Below are 16,101 nucleotides of genomic sequence, written 5' to 3'. Positions count from 1 at the left end.
GGGCCCAGCTGAACGAGTCGCCGCAGGCGCAGGAGCCGGTGGCGTTCGGGTTGTCGATGGTGAAGCCCTGCTTCTCGATGGTGTCGACGAAGTCGACGGTGGCGCCGCCCAGGTACGGGGCGCTCATCCGGTCGGTGACGACCTTGACACCGTCGAAGTCCTTGATCACGTCGCCGTCGAGCGAGCGCTCGTCGAAGAACAGCTGGTAACGCAGGCCGGAGCAGCCACCGGGCTGGACGGCGACGCGCAGCGCGAGGTCCTCGCGGCCCTCCTGCTCCAGCAGGGCCTTGACCTTGCCCGCGGCGGCATCGGTGAGGAGGATGCCACTCTCGACGGTGGTCTCGTCCTGGACGGTCATCTGCTTTCTCCCGGTCTTGACGACGGTCTGCCGCCAGTGCCAACCAACGGCCGTCCGGTTTCATTTCCCGGACGGCGATTGATTTCTGCGGCCTGTTCGCGACCGAATATCCGTGGGCCGGGTGTGCCACCCGCGTCCCCTACGCTCCCCATGCTCGCACACCCCCGCGGGACGGGTCACCGCGCGAGGTGCGGATCCGGGCGAACCGGCCCCGCGGCGGGCCGCCGGACGCCAGGATGGTTCGCATGATCCTTCGCCCGGTCAGGGACACCGCCGCGGACGCGGAGGCCGTCCAGGAGCTCGCCGACGCCGCGTTCGCCGACGCCTCCCCGGCCGCGGCGGCGCCGGGGCCGACGCCGCTGCGGCTGGCCCGGACCAGACACCTGGCGCGCACCGATCCCGGCGGCTGCTGGCTGGCGGAGAGTGCCGGCGAGCCGGTCGGGGCGGTGCTGTCGATCCGCCGGGAGGGCCTGTGGGCGCCGTCGCTGTACGCCGTCCGGCCGTCCGCGCAGGGCAGGGGCGTCGGGCGGCTGCTGCTGGAACGGGCGGCGGCGCACTCCCGGGGCTGTCTGCGCGGGATGGTCTGCGCGGCGGACTCCCCGGCGGCGGCCCGCCGCTACCGGCTGGCCGGCTTCACCCTGCACCCGGCGATGCGGCTGGCCGGGCGGGTGGACCGGGAGGGGCTGCTCGACCCGGGGGACATCCCGGTGCACCGCGGCAACGCCACTCACCTGCACCTGCTGGACTCGGTGGACCGGCGGCTGCGCGGGTCCGCGCACGGGCCGGACCACGAGCTGATGCTGGGCCACTTCGAGGAGCTGCTGATCGCCGACGCGCTGGCCGGCAGCGGCTACTGCTACCGGGACGGCGGCGTGGTGCGGCTGCTCGCGGCCACCAGCAAGCGGATCGCCGCCCGGCTGCTGCGCGAGGCGCTGTCCCGGGTGCCGGAGGGGACCGAGGCGCGGGTGGAGCACCTGACCGCGGAGCAGGAGTGGGCGCTGGACGTCGGGCTGGAGGTCGGGCTGACGCCGCGGGCCGGAGGCTTCGTCGGGGTCCGCGGGATGCGGCCGCCGACGCCGTACCTGCCGAGCGGGGCGTTCCTGTAGGGCGCGGGCACGCGTACGGCCCCGCCGGGACTGCCGACGGGGCCGTGACGGGAGCGGGCTCAGACCATGGTGTCCAGGATCTCCCGGACCGTCTCCATGGTGGTGCCCGGGTGCAGGAAGGCGAACCGGGCGACCGTCTCGCCGTCCCAGCCGGTGGGGGTGACGAAGCCGATCTGGTCCGCGAGCAGCTGCTGCGACCAGCGGTAGTAGTCGTCGTTGGTCCAGCCCTTGCGCTTGAAGCAGACCGCCGAGAGCTGCGGGTCGAACAGCAGCTCCAGGTGCTCGGTCTCGCGGATCAGCTGCGCGGTCTCGCGGGCCAGGGTGAGGCCGGCCTCGATGGCGTCGGTGTAGGCCTGGACGCCGTGCACGGCCAGCGAGAACCAGAGCGGCAGGCCGCGGGCGCGCCGGGTCAGGTGGTAGGCGTAGTCGGTGGGGTTCCACTCGTCGCCCTCGGTGTGCAGGACGTCCAGGTAGGAGGCGTCCTGGGTGTGCACGGCGCGGGCGAGCTGCGGGTTGCGGTAGATCAGCGCGGCGCAGTCGAACGGGGCGAACAGCCACTTGTGCGGGTCGACCACGAAGGAGTCGGCGTGCTCGATGCCCTCGTAGCGCTCCCGCACCGAGGGGGCGAACAGGCCCGCGCCGCCGTAGGCGCCGTCCACGTGGAACCACAGGTCGCGCTCGCGGGCGACCTCGGCCAGGCCCTTGAGGTCGTCGACGATGCCCTCGTTGGTGGTGCCGGCGGTGCCGACGACGCCGATCACCGTCTCCGGGTTCGGGTCGGCGGCCAGGGCCGCGCGCAGCGCCTCGCCGGTGAACCGGCGGTCGACGGTCGGGACCTTGAAGGCCTCGACGCCGATGATGTTGAAGGTGTTCTTGACCGAGGAGTGCACCTGGTCGGCGACGGCTATCCGCAGCCGCGCCTCCGGTCCGACGCCCAGTCGGCGGCGGGCGGTGTCGCGGGCGACCACCAGGGCGGAGAGGTTGCCCGCCGAGCCGCCGGAGACGAAGGTGCCGCCGGCCGACTGGGGCAGGCCCGCGCGGTCGGCGATCAGGCGCAGCACCTGGTTCTCGGCGGCGATCGCGCCGGCCGCCTCCAGCCAGGAGATGCCCTGCAGGGAGGCGCAGGAGACGACCATGTCGAACAGCAGCGCGGCCTTGGTCGGGGCGCACGGGATGAAGGACAGGTAGCGCGGGCTGTCGGCGGAGATGACCGCCCGGGACAGCTCGTGGTCGTACAGCTTGAGCACGTCGACCGGGTTGTTGCCGTCCTGGTTCAGCAGGCCGGACAGCTGGGCGCGCAGGTGCTCGCCGTCCCCGGGGTGGTCGAGCGGGACGGGGTCGTACTGCAGCCGCTCCCGCATGTAGTCGAAAACCAGGTCGACCAGTTCGTTGTCGGGCCGGTGCATGCGGTCGGGTGCTGCGGACACGGCTGTCCCTCTCGGCGTGGGGTGTCGGGGGGCGTCCGACCGGCGGGACGCCTCACCGCGTCGACCGGACGTGATCAGCGTAGGCAGCACGAGCACCTCACCGCGCGTCGGAACGCGGCTGGTCAGGCAGGTTTCGGGCGTCTTCGGGCCGGTCCGCGCAGGATTCCTGCGTGCGGGCCGGGGAGGTCGTGTCCGGTGGGTCCCGGCGGCCCCGGCGAGGACCCGCAGGACACCGCCCGGGTCACCCGATGAGCTGGGAGAGGACCACCGAGGAGCGGCTGCGCTGGACGCCGGGCTCGCGCCGGATGCGCTCGATGACGGCCTCCAGGTGGCGCATGTCGGCGGCCCGCAGGTGCACCAGGGCGTCCGGGTCGCCGGTGACCGTCCAGGCGGCGACCACCTCGGGGAACTGCCGCAGGCTGGCGAGGATCTCCTCGGGGGCGGTGCGCTCGCGGCAGTAGACCTCGACGAAGGCCTCGGTCTGCCAGCCCAGCACGGACGGGTCGAGCACCACGGTGAAGCCCCGCACCACGCCGCGCGCCCGCAGCCGGTCGATCCGCCGGCGCACGGCGGTGGCGGAGAGGTTCACCTGTAGGCCGATCTCGGCGTACGAGGCGCGGCCGTCGCTGCCGAGCCGGGCGAGCAGGAGCCGGTCGGTCTCGTCCAGGTCGGCCCCGACCACCTCGTGTGCTCGGCTGCTGGTCATGGGTGCGGGGCTCCACGGTCGTACGGGGGTCGGTGGGGCGCTCCGGCGGCGGGCTGCCACTGCCGAAACGGTTCGTCACCATTCTGGCGGATGACCTGGACGAGTTCACCGCCGAAGGATGACGGGCCGGAGGCCGTCACGGAACGAGCAGCACGATCTTCCCCCGGGTGCGGCCCTCGGCGCTGAGCGCCTGGGCGGAGGCGGCCTGGGCCAGCGGGAAGGTCGAGGCGACGGTGACCGTCAGCCGGCCGTCGTCGGCGAGCGCGGCCAGCTCGGCGAGGTCGCCGGCGTCCGGGCGGACCCAGACGTACCGGCCGCCGAGCGCCTTGACCCCGAAGTCGGTGGTCGAGGCGATCCGGCCCGGGTCGGCCACCAGGCCGGCCGAGACCTGGACGGCACCGTGGCCGACCAGGTCGAGGGCCGCGTCCACCCCGTCGGGGGCGAGCGCGCGGACCCGGTCGGCCAGGCCCTCGCCGTACACCACCGGCTCGGCGCCGAGGCCCCGCAGGAAGTCGTGGTTGCGCTCGGCCGCGGTGCCGATCACCCGGGCGCCGAAGGCCCGGGCCAGCTGCACCGCCAGGTGGCCGACCCCGCCCGCGGCGGCGTGCACCAGGACGGTCTCCCCCTCGGCGAGGCGCAGCGCCCGCAGGCCCTGCAGGGCGGTGAGCCCGGCCAGCGGCAGGCCGCCGGACTGCGCCCAGTCCAGCGCGGCCGGCTTGCGGGCCAGGGTGCGGACCGGGGCGGAGACCAGCTCGGCGTAGGTGCCGTGCTCGACGGCGTCCTTGCGGACGTAGCCGTACACCTCGTCGCCCGGGGCGAACTCCGTGATCCCGCCGCCGACGGCGCGCACCACGCCGGCCAGGTCCCAGCCCATGACCAGCGGGAAGTGCGCGTCGAGGATGCCGTCCAGGGCGCCGTCCCGGACCTTCCAGTCCACCGGGTTCACCCCGGCCGCCCGGACCTCGACCAGGACGGAGTCGGGTCCGACCTTGGGGTCGGGCAGGTCGGTGTACTCGACCACCTCGGGGCCGCCGTAGCGGTTGATCGCGATTGCTTTCATGGCTCAGCCATACCCGCGGGCTTCGAAGTATCGATTCGGCCACGCCGGACTGCCCCGAATCGGCTATCGGGCTCCGCCGGGGGTCCGTTTCGGCGAGCGGTTCTCGTCACATCGACAGGATGGCCATCGTCACTCTGACGCTAAGCGGTTAGAATAGATAGCGTCAGTTAGACGAAAAGGCCCCACCGCTAGCTCGGCCGCACAGAAGGGCACCCGCCCGTGACCACCACCATCACCGAGACCCACGGCGTCGACCCCACTCCGACGCCGCTCGCTCTGCTGCTGCTCGGCCGCGAGGCCGATCCGAACAGCGAGCGCGGCGTCGAATGCCCCGGTGACCTCCCCCCGGCCTCCGACCCGAACTTGGTCGAGCGCGCCCGCGCGGCCAAGGCCGCGCTCGGCGACCGCGTCTTCATCCTCGGCCACCACTACCAGCGCGACGAGGTGATCGAGTTCGCCGACGTCACCGGCGACTCCTTCAAGCTCGCCCGCGACGCGGCGGCCCGCCCCGAGGCCGAGTACATCGTCTTCTGCGGCGTGCACTTCATGGCCGAGTCCGCGGACATCCTCACCAGTGAGCGGCAGCAGGTCGTCCTGCCGGACCTCGCGGCCGGCTGCTCGATGGCCGACATGGCCACCGCCGAGCAGGTCGCCGAGTGCTGGGACGTGCTGACCGACGCCGGCATAGCCGACGTCACCGTCCCGGTCTCGTACATGAACTCCTCCGCCGACATCAAGGCCTTCACCGGCCGGCACGGCGGCCTCATCTGCACCTCCTCCAACGCCAAGCGCGCCCTGGAGTGGGCCTTCGAGCAGGGCCAGAAGGTCCTGTTCCTGCCCGACCAGCACCTCGGCCGCAACACCGCCGTGCGGGACATGGGCTTCTCGCTGGACGACTGCGTCGTCTACAACCCGCACCGGCCGAACGGCGGCCTGACCGCCGAGCAGCTGCGGGACGCCAAGATGATCCTCTGGCGCGGCCACTGCTCGGTGCACGGCCGGTTCAGCCTGGACTCGGTGAACGACGTCCGCGAGCGGATCCCCGGCGTGACCGTCCTGGTGCACCCCGAGTGCAAGCACGAGGTCGTCGCGGCCGCCGACATGGTGGGCTCGACCGAGTACATCATCAAGGCGCTGGACGCCGCCGAGCCCGGCTCCAAGTGGGCCATCGGCACCGAGCTGAACCTCGTCCGCCGCCTGGCCAAGGCGCACCCGGACAAGGAGATCGTCTTCCTGGACCGCGCGGTCTGCTTCTGCTCGACCATGAACCGGATCGACCTGCCGCACCTGGTGTGGGCACTGGAGTCGCTGGTCGAGGGCCGGGTGCCGAACGTGATCACCGTCGACCCGGAGACCGAGAAGCACGCCAAGGCGGCCCTGGACCGGATGCTGGCCCTGCCGTAGCCCGTCCCGCGGACAACGGCGAAGGGCGGGCCCCCTCCCACCGGAGGGGGCCCGCCCTTTCGTCTGGCAGCAGCCGCGGGCGCTACTCGGGGAAGCCCGGGATCACGCCCTCGCCGTCGGCCATCAGCAGCTCGCGGACCTCGTCGATCGTCGCGTCGGCGCTCGGCAGGATCAGCTCGGACGGCTCCAGCGAATCCAGCGGCACCGGGGTGCCGTACTGCTTCACCGCGTCGATGAGCTTGCCGTAGGCCTGGCGGAAGAGCGTCTCGTCCCCCGAATCCACCGCAGTGACGAGCTCGGCGTCGAGCTCGTTGAGCAGGTTCAGGTGGTCGTCGCCCACCTCGTACTGCCCCTCACCCATGACCCTCATGATCATGCCGTGCGTCTCCCTGGTTCGTGGGTCGAGCTCAGATCACTTGTTGTAATTGATGCGCGGGGTGTCCTGCTGCGGCTGCGGCTGGACGTCCTGCTTGCCCTGCTCGATCGCGGCGGGGCCGGTCGAGGAGGGGCCGGACAGCTCGGCCTTCATCCGGGCCAGCTCCAGCTCGACGTCGGAACCGCCGGCCACCCGCTCCAGCTCGGCCTCGATGTCGTCCTTGCGGCCGAGACCGCTCGCGTCGTCGAGCGCGCCCGAGGCGAGCAGCTCGTCGATCGCACCGGCCCGGGCCTGCATCTGGGCCGTCTTGTCCTCGGCACGCTGGATCGCCAGGCCGACGTCGCCCATCTCCTCCGAGATCCCGGAGAAGGACTCGGCGATGCGGGTCTGCGCCTGGGCGGCCGTGTACGTCGCCTTGATGGTCTCCTTCTTGGTGCGGAAGGCGTCCACCTTGGCCTGAAGTCGCTGGGAGGCGAGCGTGAGCTTCTCCTCCTCGGCCTGGAGCTGCTGGTACTGCGTCTCCAGGTCGGTGATCTGCGACTGCATGTTGGCCTTGCGGGTCAGCGCCTCGCGGGCGAGGTCCTCGCGGCCGAGCGACAGCGCCTTGCGGCCCTGGTCCTCGTACTTGGCGGACTGCTGCTGCAGCTGCGTCAGCTGGAGTTCGAGCCGCTTGCGCGAGGTCGCGACGTCCGCGACACCACGCCGTACCTTCTGCAGCAGTTCGAGCTGCTTCTGGTAGGAGTAGTCGAGCGTCTCACGGGGATCCTCCGCCCGATCCAAGGCCTTGTTCGCCTTGGAGCGGAAGATCAACCCCATACGCTTCATGATTCCGTCGCTCATGGGCCTCGGGTGCCCCCTTCTCCGGCCTGCGGTCTTTATCTCGTTACCAGACACGACGAGTGTATGTGCAGCGAGCCCGTCGCCGCAGTGCACCTGCCTGCAACAAGACTGCTACAGCGACCAGTGGCGTTTCCTCCTCCCCCGGGTGGATCCGCCCCTCATACCCCCCATCGTCCATCCGACTGATCCCCTACGGGAAGGCCCCGGGAAACCCGCTTCGGACGGCGACCTGGCGGTATCGATATGCGTTTGGGTCCGAGGGCACCCGTGGAAGCCGCGTCGCACCCCGTACGCTGGTGGTGTGTTCCGACGCCGTTCAGATGATGCCGCCGCCTCCGCCACCGTGCTGGAGAAGCAGGACGAGACGACCCAGGCCCGCGATCCGCAGGCCAAGAAGGGCCGCCCCACCCCCAAGCGCAGTGAGGCCGAGGCCAACCGGCGTACCCGGGTGACCGTGCCCAAGGACCGCAAGGAGGCCGCCCGCCAAGGGCGCGAGCGGATGCGCACCGAGCGCGAGAAGCAGCGCCAGGCCCTGATGAACGGCGACGAGCGCCACCTGCCGGCCCGCGACAAGGGCCCGGTGCGCAAGTTCGCCCGCGACTACGTGGACTCCCGCTGGTCGCTCGCCGAGTTCTTCCTGCCGGCCGCCGTGGTCATCCTGGTGCTCAGCATCGTCAAGGTGCCGACGCTCCAGCTGCTCTCCACCCTGCTGTTCCTGCTGTTCTTCGTGCTCGTGATCCTGGACTTCGTCCGCCTCGGCTTCGGCCTGCGCAAGCAGCTGGCCGAGCGCTTCGCCGGGCAGAACACCCGCGGCGCCGTCGCGTACGGCATCATGCGCACCCTCCAGATGCGCCGGCTGCGCCTGCCCAAGCCGCAGGTGCGGCGCGGGGAGAAGCCCTGACCGCCGAACCGGTCGACTCCGGCTGGGCCCCCCCGTCCTGGGAGGGGCCCGGCCTCTACGCGCTTCCGGGGCAGGGGGACGGCGGCCACGACCGTCTCGCCCAGGAGCGCAGGCTGCCCTCGCGCAGCGGGTCCTTCGCGGGCGGCACCGGCGCCTGGCTGGACCGGCTCGGCGGGCTGCGCAACTTCGTCCGCCAGGAGCTCGTCGCCCGCCAGCTCGCCGAACAGCTCGCCGGGCGCAGCGCGCAGCGGGTGCTCGACATCGGCTGCGGCCAGGGCACCCAGGCCCTGCGGCTGGCCCGGGCCGGCCACTACGTCACCGGGATCGACTCGGACCCGGTCGCGCTCGGCGTCGCCCAGGGGGCGCTCGCCGAGGAGCCGCCGGAGGTCCGCGGCCGGATGCAGCTGCTCAGCGGCGACGGCCACCAGTGCGGGCGCTGGTTCGGCCCGCGCAGCTTCGACGTGGTGCTCTGCCACGGCGTGCTGATGTACCTGCCCGACCCCGATCCGATGATCGCCTCGCTGGCCCGGCTGCTGGCCCCCGGCGGGTTGCTCTCGCTGCTGGTCCGCAACCGCGACGCGCTCGCCCTGCGGCCGGCCGCCGCCGGGGACTGGCGGGCCACCCTGCACGCCTTCGAGAGCGACCGGTACTACAACCGGCTCGGGCTGGCCGCGCGGGCCGACCGGCTCGGCGACCTCACCGTCACCCTCTCCGAGGTGTCGGTGCCGCTGCGGCACTGGTACGGCGTGCGGGTCTTCACCGACAACGCCCCGGACGACGCGGCCCCGCCGGTGGACGGGCGGCAGCTGGCCCAGCTCCTGGAGGCCGAGTACCGGGCCGGCCGCACCGACCCGTACCGGCAGGTCGCCGCGCTCCTGCACGTGATCGGGGCGAAGTAGCCCCGGGCGGAGCCGATCCGGGCGAAGCCGGTCCGGGGCGGAGCCGATCCGGCCGGAGCCGGTCGGGGGCGGAGCAGCCGCCGGGCGACCGCCCCACCCCGTCGGGCCTACTCCTCGCGCAGGCTCATCGCATAGACGACGCGGTCGTCGTCCAGCAGCACCGCGGTGTCCACACCGTCCTCCGCGAGCTGCTTCCAGGTCTCCCCGATCCAGGTCTCGGCGTCTCCCTGGCCCGCGAACTCCTCCTGGCCGCCGCCGGGCGTCACCGCGCTGCCGTCCGCCTTCTCGTACCGCCACGTCCAGACCATGCCGGCTCCTCCCACTGACCACGCTGCCTGTGTTGCTGCGCACCATAGCCTGCCCGGCCCGATCTTCCGTATGCCTGGTCCGGCGGCCCGGTCCGGCAGGATGGGCGGCATGGCGACCCCCTCCGAGCCCACCCGTCCCCCGCTGCCCCGCACCCTGCTGCTCGGCGGCGCCCGCTCCGGCAAGTCCACCCGCGCCGAACAGCTGCTCGCCGACCACCCGGACGTCCTGTACGTGGCCACCGGCGGCACCCGGGACGGCGACGCCGAGTGGGCCCAGCGGGTCGCGCTGCACCGGGAGCGCCGCCCGTCGAGCTGGCGCACCGCCGAGACCTGCGACCTGGAGACCGTGCTGGCCGACCCCACCGACCCGGCCCCGGTGCTGGTCGACTGCCTGGCGCTGTGGCTGACCTCCGTCATGGACGAGTGCGACGCCTGGGACGACGAGGTCTGGGCGGACCGGGGCGAAAGCGCGGTCCAGCGCCGCTGCGAGGCGCTGGCACGCGCCTGGGCGGCCACCGGGCGCACGGTCGTCGCGGTGAGCAACGAGGTCGGCATGGGCGTCGTCCCCGCCACCGCCGCGGGCCGCCGCTTCCGCGACACCCTGGGCCGGCTCAACATGGCCGTGGCGGACGCCTCGGAGCGGGTCCTGCTGGTCGTGGCCGGGCAGGTGCTGACCGTCAAGCCAGCCGCAGGCTGAACACCTTCGGCGTGTAGCCTTCCGGACGATGGACACGACCGTGGATCTCGATACGTTCTCCTCGCTCGTCGAGCGCCCCGACGAGAGCGCCCGGCGGGCCGCCGACGAGCGCTGGCAGGCGGCCGACCGCCCGCGCGGCGGGCTCGGCAAGCTGGAGGAGCTGGGCAGCTGGCTGGCCTCCGTGCAGGGGCGTTCCCCGGTGCGGCCGATCTCCGCTCCCAAGGTGCTGCTGTTCGCCGCCGACCACGGCGTCGCGGCGCTCGGGGTGTCCCGGATGCCCGCCGAGGGCGGCACCGCGGCCCGGGTGCGGGCCGTGCTCGACGGCAGCGCGCCGGTGTCCCGGCTGGCCGCGCGCTACGGCGCCCGGGTGCGGGTCGTCGACGTCGCGGTGGACGCCGACCCGGCCGACTTCCCGGACGAGGTGGTCACCCACCGGATCCGGCGCGGCTCCGGGCGGATCGACGTCGAGGACGCGCTCACCGCGCAGGAGACCGTCCGGGCGTTCCGGGCCGGCATGGCCGTCGCCGACGAGGAGGCCGACGCCGGCACCGACCTGGTGCTGCTCGGCGACCTCGGGGTCGGCGCCACCACGGTGGCCGGCGTGCTGGTCGGCGCGCTCTGCGGGACGGACGCGGCGGCGGTGACCGGGCGCGGCTCCGGGATCGACGACCGGGTGTGGATGGTCAAGTGCGCCACGATCCGGGACTCGCTGCGGCGGGCCCGGCCGGTGCTCGGCGACCAGCTCGCGCTGCTCGGCGCCACCGGCGGGGCCGACTTCGCGGCGATCACCGGCTTCCTGCTCCAGGCGGCCGTGCGGCGGCTGCCGGTGGTGCTGGACGGTGTGGTCTCGGCGGCCTGCGCGCTGGTCGCGCAGCGGATCGCCTTCCGGGCGCCCGAGTGGTGGCGGGCCGGGCAGTCCAGCGGCGAGCCGGCCCAGGCGAAGGCGTACGACCGGCTGACCCTGACGCCGTTGCAGGACCAGGGCATCACCATGGGCGAGGGCTTCGGCGCGCTGCTGGCGCTGCCCCTGCTCCAGGCCGCGGGGGACGTGCTCGCGGACGAGGCGCCGAAGCCGTTCGTGCCGATGGCGCCGAGCGCGCCGAAGGAGCAGCCGAGGCTGCCCTCGGCGGCGGACCTGCTGCGGAAGCTGTAGCGAACCGGCCCGCGCCCCCGGCCGACGGCACGACAACCCCGGGAACGCCCCTGCCAGGGGCGTTCCCGCCGTGAGAGGAACGTGTTCATGGCGAGCGGCACCGATCGGGCCACCTGGGCCGACGGCCTGCGGTTCGGGTTCGGGACGCTGTCCGTACTGCGGGTGCGGGTGGAACGGTGGGACCGGGCGGCGGCGGCCCGGGCGATGCTGACGGCTCCGCTGGTCGGACTGGTGCTGGGCGCACTGGCCGCCACGGCCGGGGCCCTGGTGGCCTGGCGGGCGGGCGGGCCGCTCGGCGCGGTGACCGCGGTGGGGGTGCTCGCCGGGCTGACCCGGGGACTCCACCTGGACGGCCTGGCGGACGTCGCCGACGGGCTGGGCAGCGGCAAGCCGGCCGAGGACGCGCTGCGCATCATGAAGCAGTCCGACATCGGTCCGTTCGGCGTGCTGACCCTGGTGCTCGTCCTGCTCGCCCAGGTGGCCGCGCTGGCCGGACAGTTCGCCCACTCCCCGCTGCGCGGCGCGCTCGCGGTGCTCGCCTCGGCGACGGCCGCGCGGTGCGCGCTCGCCTGGGGCTGCCTGCGGTCGGTGCCGGCCGCCCGGCCGGGCGGGCTGGGGGCGATGGTGGCGGGCACCGTGCCGCCCGTCGGAGCCGCCGCCGCGACGGCCGCCGCGGCGCTCGCCCTGGCCGCGGCGGGACTGTCCGACGGATGGTCAGCCCTCCGTCTCCCGCTGGCCGTTGTGCTCGGCACGGGCTGCGCCCGGCTGCTGCTCGGACGGTGTGTGCGCAGGTTCGGCGGGATCACCGGTGACGTGCTCGGCGCGATGGCCGAAACCGCCGCGACCGCCTCGCTGTTCGCCCTGGCATTGCTCGGCTGATACCGGGCGGCGCGTGATCCCAGCATGCGGACTACCATGCGTGGAGCACCGCAGCCCTGCACCGTGGCAGGTCCTGCCCGCCCGGCGCGCACCGAGGAGCCGGGGCCTCTGGTGTGCGCGGCCGCCTCGGACGGACGCGCGCGCCAGGGGGCCCGGACCCCGGAGGCCCGCCGGCGGACGGCCTGCGACGGCGGGCTGCGCCGGTGCGGCAGCCTCGCCGTGGCCGGCCGTGGACCGCGAAAGAACAGGACGCATTACGTGACTGCATTGTCTGTGAGCACCTCCTCCGCCGCCTCGCTGCGCGCGGACGCCCTGGTGATCGGTGTCGCGAAGGGCCCGAAGGGCATCGTGCTGGCCCCCGGCGCCGAGGCCGTCAACGAGGCGTTCGAGGGCAAGCTGACCGAGGTCCTCAGCACCCTGGGCGCGACCGGCGCCGAGGGCGAGGCCGTCAAGGTCCCCTCCCCCGCCGGCCTGAAGGCCGCGCTCGTGCTCGCGGTCGGCCTGGGCGAGGCCGCCGAGGACGGCTACCAGCTGGAGGCGCTGCGCCGCGCCGCCGGTGTCGCCGCCCGTACGCTGGCCGGCGCCAAGAAGGCCGCGCTGGCCCTGCCCGCCGAGTCCGCCGCCGACATCGAGGCGGTCGCGCTGGGCGGCCTGCTCGGCTCGTACGCCTTCGGCACGTACAAGGCCAACGGCAACGGCAAGGAGCCGGTCGGCGAGCTGGTCCTGCTGGCCGCCCGCAAGGGCAGCAAGGACGCCAAGGCCGCCGTGGAGCGCGCCGCCGCGGTCGGCGAGGAGATGAACCGGGCCCGCGACCTGGTCAACACCGCGCCGAACGACCTGAACCCGAAGAGCTTCGCCGCGATCGCCCAGGCGGCCGGCAAGGAGCACGGCCTCAAGGTCGAGGTGCTGGACGAGAAGGCGCTGACCAAGGGCGGCTTCGGCGGCCTGCTGGGCGTCGGCGTCGGCTCGGAGAACCCGCCCCGCCTGGTGAAGGTGGCCTACACCCACCCGAAGGCCAAGGCCACCCTGGCGTTCGTCGGCAAGGGCATCACCTACGACTCGGGCGGCATCTCGCTGAAGCCGGCCGGCCACAACGAGACCATGAAGTGCGACATGGCCGGCGCCGCCGCCGTGTTCGCCGCCGTGGTGGCCGCCAAGCGCCTGGGCCTGGCCGTCAACGTGACGGGCTGGCTGGCGCTGGCCGAGAACATGCCGTCCGGCTCCGCCACCCGCCCGGGTGACGTGCTGAAGATGTACGGCGGCAAGACCGTCGAGGTCCTGAACACGGACGCCGAGGGTCGCCTGGTGCTGGCCGACGCGATCGTGCGGGCCGGCGAGGAGAACCCGGACGTCATCGTCGACGTGGCCACCCTGACCGGCGCCATGGTGCTGGCCCTGGGCAACCGCACCTTCGGCGTGATGGCCAACGGCGACGAGCTGCGCGAGGAGCTGCACGTCCTGGCCGGCGAGGCGGGCGAGCAGTCCTGGCCGATGCCGCTGCCGGCGGACCTGCGCAAGGGCTTCACCGAGTCGACCATCGCCGACCTGGCCAACATGGGCGAGCGGATGGGCGGCGGCCTGGTGGCCGGCCTCTTCCTGAAGGAGTTCGTGGCCGAGGGCATCGACTGGGCGCACCTGGACATCGCCGGTCCGGCGTTCCACGAGGGCGCGCCGTACGGCTACACCCCGAAGGGCGGCACCGCGAGCGCGGTGCGCACCCTGGTCCGCTTCGCCGAGCAGAGGGCGAACGGCAAGGCCTGATCCAGGCATGCCCTGAACCAGGCACCCCCGGACCCGGGGCGCCCCCTGGTCCAGGACCCGCTGCGACGGGGCCCGGCGCGTGTGCGCCGGGCCCCGCCGTCGTTCCGGCCCGGTTACCTGCGAGTAGGGCCGGTGGCCGTGGCGCACCTCTGTTCGCTGCGGGCGAAACTTTGTTCCGCAGTACGGAAGAAGCTGTGACGAGCAACGCGGAAGACGCCCGTCCGGCGGCTGTCAACACCGCGCTGAGCTGCGATGATGCCCTTCCGTCGGGGGTGCTCCCGCCCCGGTGACCGCTCCGCGGGACACCCCTGGGGCGGACCCGGACATCAGCCACCGTGAACAAGTGCGAAGATGTATTTCCGGCACGACTGGGCGCCCCACAAAGGCTTCCGACCCACCGGACCGCGACCGGCCCGGCGACCCACCCCATGCATGGAGGACGTGACGTGGCGAACGACGCCAGCACCGTTTTCGACGTAGTCATTCTCGGAGGCGGAAGCGGCGGTTACGCCGCGGCGCTCCGCGCCGCTCAGCTGGGCCTGAGCGTCGCCCTGGTCGAGAAGGGTGAGCTGGGCGGCACCTGCCTGCACCGCGGCTGCATCCCGACCAAGGCGCTCCTGCACGCCGCGGAGATCGCGGACGAGACGAAGGAGGCCGCCGAGTTCGGCGTTCTGGCCACCTTCCAGGGCATCGACATCAACGGCGTCCACAAGTACAAGGACGACGTCATCGCCGGCCTGTACAAGGGCCTCCAGGGCCTGGTGGCCTCCCGCAAGGTCACCTTCATCCAGGGCGAGGGCAAGCTCTCCTCGCAGACCTCGGTGGACGTCAACGGCCAGCGCATCGAGGGCCGCCACATCGTCCTGGCCACCGGCTCCGTGCCGCGCTCGATCCCGGGCCTGGAGATCGACGGCAACCGCGTGATCTCCTCCGACCACGCCCTGAAGCTCGGCTTCATCCCGAAGTCGGCCGTCATCCTCGGCGGCGGCGTGATCGGCGTCGAGTTCGCCTCGGTCTGGAAGTCCTTCGGCGTCGAGGTCACCATCGTCGAGGCGCTGCCGCACCTCGTCCCGCTGGAGGACGAGAACTCCTCCAAGCTGCTGGAGCGCGCGTTCCGCAAGCGCGGCATCAAGTTCGAGCTGAAGGCCCGCTTCTCGGGCGTCGAGTACACCGAGACCGGTGTGCGCGTCTCCACCGAGAACGGCAAGCAGATCGACGCCGACCTGCTGCTCGTCGCCATCGGCCGCGGCCCGGTCTCCTCCGGCCTCGGCTACGAGGAGAACGGCGTCGCGATGGACCGCGGCTACGTCCTGGTCGACGAGTACATGCGCACCAACGTGCCCACCATCTCCGCCGTGGGCGACCTCGCCCCGACCCTCCAGCTGGCCCACGTCGGCTTCGCCGAGGGCATCCTGGTCGCCGAGCGCCTGGCCGGCCTCAAGCCGGTGCCGATCGACTACGACGGCGTTCCGCGCGTGACCTACTCCAACCCCGAGGTGGCCTCCGTCGGCATCTCCGAGGCCAAGGCCGTCGAGCTGTACGGCAAGGAGAAGGTCGTCACCCTGAAGTACAACCTGGCCGGCAACGGCAAGAGCAAGATCCTGAAGACCGCCGGCGAGATCAAGCTCGTCCAGGTCAAGGACGGCGCCGTGGTCGGCGTCCACATGGTCGGCGCCCGCATGGGCGAGCAGGTCGGAGAGGCCCAGCTGATCTACAACTGGGAAGCCCTCCCGGCCGAGGTCGCGCAGCTCATCCACGCGCACCCGACCCAGTCCGAGGCCCTGGGCGAGGCGCACCTGGCGCTGGCCGGCAAGCCGCTGCACGCGCACGACTGATCACGCCCCACCCCCCTTCCCGGTACTTCCCGTACGCAAGTACCTCCCGTACGCAAGACTTGATAGGAGTCGCTGAAACCATGGCGGTCTCAGTAACACTGCCCGCGCTGGGCGAGAGCGTTTCCGAGGGCACCGTCACCCGCTGGCTGAAGGCCGAGGGTGAGCGTGTCGAGGTCGACGAGCCGCTGCTGGAGGTGTCGACCGACAAGGTCGACACCGAGATCCCGGCCCCGGCCTCCGGCATCCTGGCCTCGATCAAGGTCGCCGAGGACGAGACCGTCGAGGTGGGCGCCGAGCTGGCGATCATCGACGACGGCTCGGGCGCCCCGGTCGCCGCCGCGGCCCCCGCCGTCGAGGCCGCGCCCGTCGCCGCCCCGGCCCCGGTCGCCGC

The 16,101-nt window shown here is 73.0% G+C and carries 17 protein-coding genes; 10 read left to right on the top strand and 7 right to left on the bottom strand.

The genetic code is table 11. From position 1 onward, the window contains the following. Positions 1–358: iron-sulfur cluster insertion protein ErpA (gene erpA, locus ACWGKU_RS36420; RefSeq protein WP_452191727.1), on the bottom strand; the 358-nt coding region annotated here is incomplete at its 3' end. Between the two features lie 245 nt (positions 359–603). On the opposite strand from erpA, the gene ACWGKU_RS36415 reads away from it, so the two are divergent. Further along, a complete protein-coding gene (locus ACWGKU_RS36415) occupies positions 604–1,464 on the top strand; it encodes a GNAT family N-acetyltransferase (RefSeq protein ID WP_380546001.1) in 861 nt (286 codons plus the stop codon). Positions 1,465–1,523: 59 nt separating this feature from the next. Here ACWGKU_RS36415 and ACWGKU_RS36410 read toward each other — a convergent pair whose 3' ends face one another. The 3 genes from ACWGKU_RS36410 to ACWGKU_RS36400 form a co-directional block, all read right to left on the bottom strand. Then, positions 1,524–2,891 carry a pyridoxal phosphate-dependent decarboxylase family protein gene (locus ACWGKU_RS36410; RefSeq protein ID WP_401050761.1) on the bottom strand — a complete coding sequence of 456 codons (1,368 nt, stop codon included), beginning with the start codon at positions 2,889–2,891 and terminating at the stop codon, positions 1,524–1,526. 241 nt (positions 2,892–3,132) lie between these two features. Beyond that, a complete protein-coding gene (locus ACWGKU_RS36405) occupies positions 3,133–3,597 on the bottom strand; it encodes an Lrp/AsnC family transcriptional regulator (protein WP_049651848.1) in 465 nt (154 codons plus the stop codon). Between the two features lie 136 nt (positions 3,598–3,733). Next, positions 3,734–4,657 carry an NADP-dependent oxidoreductase gene (locus tag ACWGKU_RS36400; RefSeq protein ID WP_380546005.1) on the bottom strand — a complete coding sequence of 308 codons (924 nt, stop codon included), beginning with the start codon at positions 4,655–4,657 and terminating at the stop codon, positions 3,734–3,736. Positions 4,658–4,876: 219 nt separating this feature from the next. Here ACWGKU_RS36400 and nadA point away from each other — a divergent pair, with 219 nt between their 5' ends. Next, complete coding sequence (nadA, locus tag ACWGKU_RS36395; protein WP_380546007.1) at positions 4,877–6,061, top strand: quinolinate synthase NadA; 1,185 nt, start codon at positions 4,877–4,879, stop codon at positions 6,059–6,061. Positions 6,062–6,143: 82 nt separating this feature from the next. Here nadA and pspAA read toward each other — a convergent pair whose 3' ends face one another. Both pspAA and ACWGKU_RS36385 read right to left on the bottom strand, forming a co-directional pair. Next, a complete protein-coding gene (gene pspAA / locus ACWGKU_RS36390) occupies positions 6,144–6,437 on the bottom strand; it encodes a PspA-associated protein PspAA (RefSeq protein WP_401056369.1) in 294 nt (97 codons plus the stop codon). A gap of 36 nt (positions 6,438–6,473) precedes the next feature. Beyond that, positions 6,474–7,262 (bottom strand): PspA/IM30 family protein, encoded by a 789-nt coding sequence (locus tag ACWGKU_RS36385; RefSeq protein ID WP_380546013.1) that lies wholly within the window; start codon positions 7,260–7,262, stop codon positions 6,474–6,476. A 316-nt stretch (positions 7,263–7,578) separates the two neighbouring features. On the opposite strand from ACWGKU_RS36385, the gene ACWGKU_RS36380 reads away from it, so the two are divergent. Together ACWGKU_RS36380 and ACWGKU_RS36375 are read left to right on the top strand one after the other, a co-directional pair. Then, complete coding sequence (locus ACWGKU_RS36380) at positions 7,579–8,178, top strand: DUF3043 domain-containing protein (protein ID WP_359897026.1); 600 nt, start codon at positions 7,579–7,581, stop codon at positions 8,176–8,178. A 158-nt stretch (positions 8,179–8,336) separates the two neighbouring features. Next, on the top strand, positions 8,337–9,077 hold the full coding sequence (locus ACWGKU_RS36375; protein ID WP_452180620.1) for a class I SAM-dependent methyltransferase: 741 nt from the start codon (positions 8,337–8,339) through the stop codon (positions 9,075–9,077). Positions 9,078–9,184: 107 nt separating this feature from the next. On the opposite strand, the gene ACWGKU_RS36370 is transcribed toward ACWGKU_RS36375, so the two are convergent. Continuing rightward, entirely contained in the window at positions 9,185–9,385 is a 201-nt protein-coding gene (locus ACWGKU_RS36370) for a hypothetical protein (protein ID WP_359897024.1), read from the bottom strand. Between the two features lie 109 nt (positions 9,386–9,494). Between ACWGKU_RS36370 and cobU the strand changes: the two genes are divergently transcribed. The 6 genes from cobU to ACWGKU_RS36340 form a co-directional block, all read left to right on the top strand. Next, a complete protein-coding gene (gene cobU / locus ACWGKU_RS36365; RefSeq protein WP_380353207.1) occupies positions 9,495–10,082 on the top strand; it encodes a bifunctional adenosylcobinamide kinase/adenosylcobinamide-phosphate guanylyltransferase in 588 nt (195 codons plus the stop codon). Positions 10,083–10,110: 28 nt separating this feature from the next. Further along, positions 10,111–11,235 carry a nicotinate-nucleotide--dimethylbenzimidazole phosphoribosyltransferase gene (locus ACWGKU_RS36360; RefSeq protein ID WP_380353205.1) on the top strand — a complete coding sequence of 375 codons (1,125 nt, stop codon included), beginning with the start codon at positions 10,111–10,113 and terminating at the stop codon, positions 11,233–11,235. Positions 11,236–11,322: 87 nt separating this feature from the next. Further along, complete coding sequence (locus ACWGKU_RS36355; RefSeq protein ID WP_401053649.1) at positions 11,323–12,114, top strand: adenosylcobinamide-GDP ribazoletransferase; 792 nt, start codon at positions 11,323–11,325, stop codon at positions 12,112–12,114. Positions 12,115–12,372: 258 nt separating this feature from the next. Then, positions 12,373–13,875 (top strand): leucyl aminopeptidase, encoded by a 1,503-nt coding sequence (locus tag ACWGKU_RS36350; protein ID WP_359897019.1) that lies wholly within the window; start codon positions 12,373–12,375, stop codon positions 13,873–13,875. A 428-nt stretch (positions 13,876–14,303) separates the two neighbouring features. Beyond that, positions 14,304–15,710 (top strand): dihydrolipoyl dehydrogenase, encoded by a 1,407-nt coding sequence (gene lpdA, locus ACWGKU_RS36345; protein WP_359897017.1) that lies wholly within the window; start codon positions 14,304–14,306, stop codon positions 15,708–15,710. 80 nt (positions 15,711–15,790) lie between these two features. Beyond that, positions 15,791–16,101, top strand: a 311-nt coding sequence (locus ACWGKU_RS36340) for a biotin/lipoyl-containing protein (protein ID WP_452191725.1), incomplete at its 3' end; no start/stop codon positions are given.

It is taken from the genome of Kitasatospora sp. NPDC054768 (assembly GCF_053612025.1).
This window is presented reverse-complemented; position numbering and strand designations above follow the sequence as displayed.

Coding starts and splice junctions, on each gene's coding strand:
- ACWGKU_RS36415 (WP_380546001.1), top strand. CDS start 604: ATGATCCTTCGCCCGGTCAGGGACACCGCCGCGGACGCGGAGGCCGTC.
- ACWGKU_RS36405 (WP_049651848.1), bottom strand. CDS start 3,597: ATGACCAGCAGCCGAGCACACGAGGTGGTCGGGGCCGACCTGGACGAG.
- ACWGKU_RS36400 (WP_380546005.1), bottom strand. CDS start 4,657: ATGAAAGCAATCGCGATCAACCGCTACGGCGGCCCCGAGGTGGTCGAG.
- pspAA (WP_401056369.1), bottom strand. CDS start 6,437: ATGATCATGAGGGTCATGGGTGAGGGGCAGTACGAGGTGGGCGACGAC.
- ACWGKU_RS36385 (WP_380546013.1), bottom strand. CDS start 7,262: ATGAAGCGTATGGGGTTGATCTTCCGCTCCAAGGCGAACAAGGCCTTG.
- ACWGKU_RS36370 (WP_359897024.1), bottom strand. CDS start 9,385: ATGGTCTGGACGTGGCGGTACGAGAAGGCGGACGGCAGCGCGGTGACG.
- cobU (WP_380353207.1), top strand. CDS start 9,495: ATGGCGACCCCCTCCGAGCCCACCCGTCCCCCGCTGCCCCGCACCCTG.
- ACWGKU_RS36360 (WP_380353205.1), top strand. CDS start 10,111: ATGGACACGACCGTGGATCTCGATACGTTCTCCTCGCTCGTCGAGCGC.
- ACWGKU_RS36355 (WP_401053649.1), top strand. CDS start 11,323: ATGGCGAGCGGCACCGATCGGGCCACCTGGGCCGACGGCCTGCGGTTC.
- lpdA (WP_359897017.1), top strand. CDS start 14,304: ATGCATGGAGGACGTGACGTGGCGAACGACGCCAGCACCGTTTTCGAC.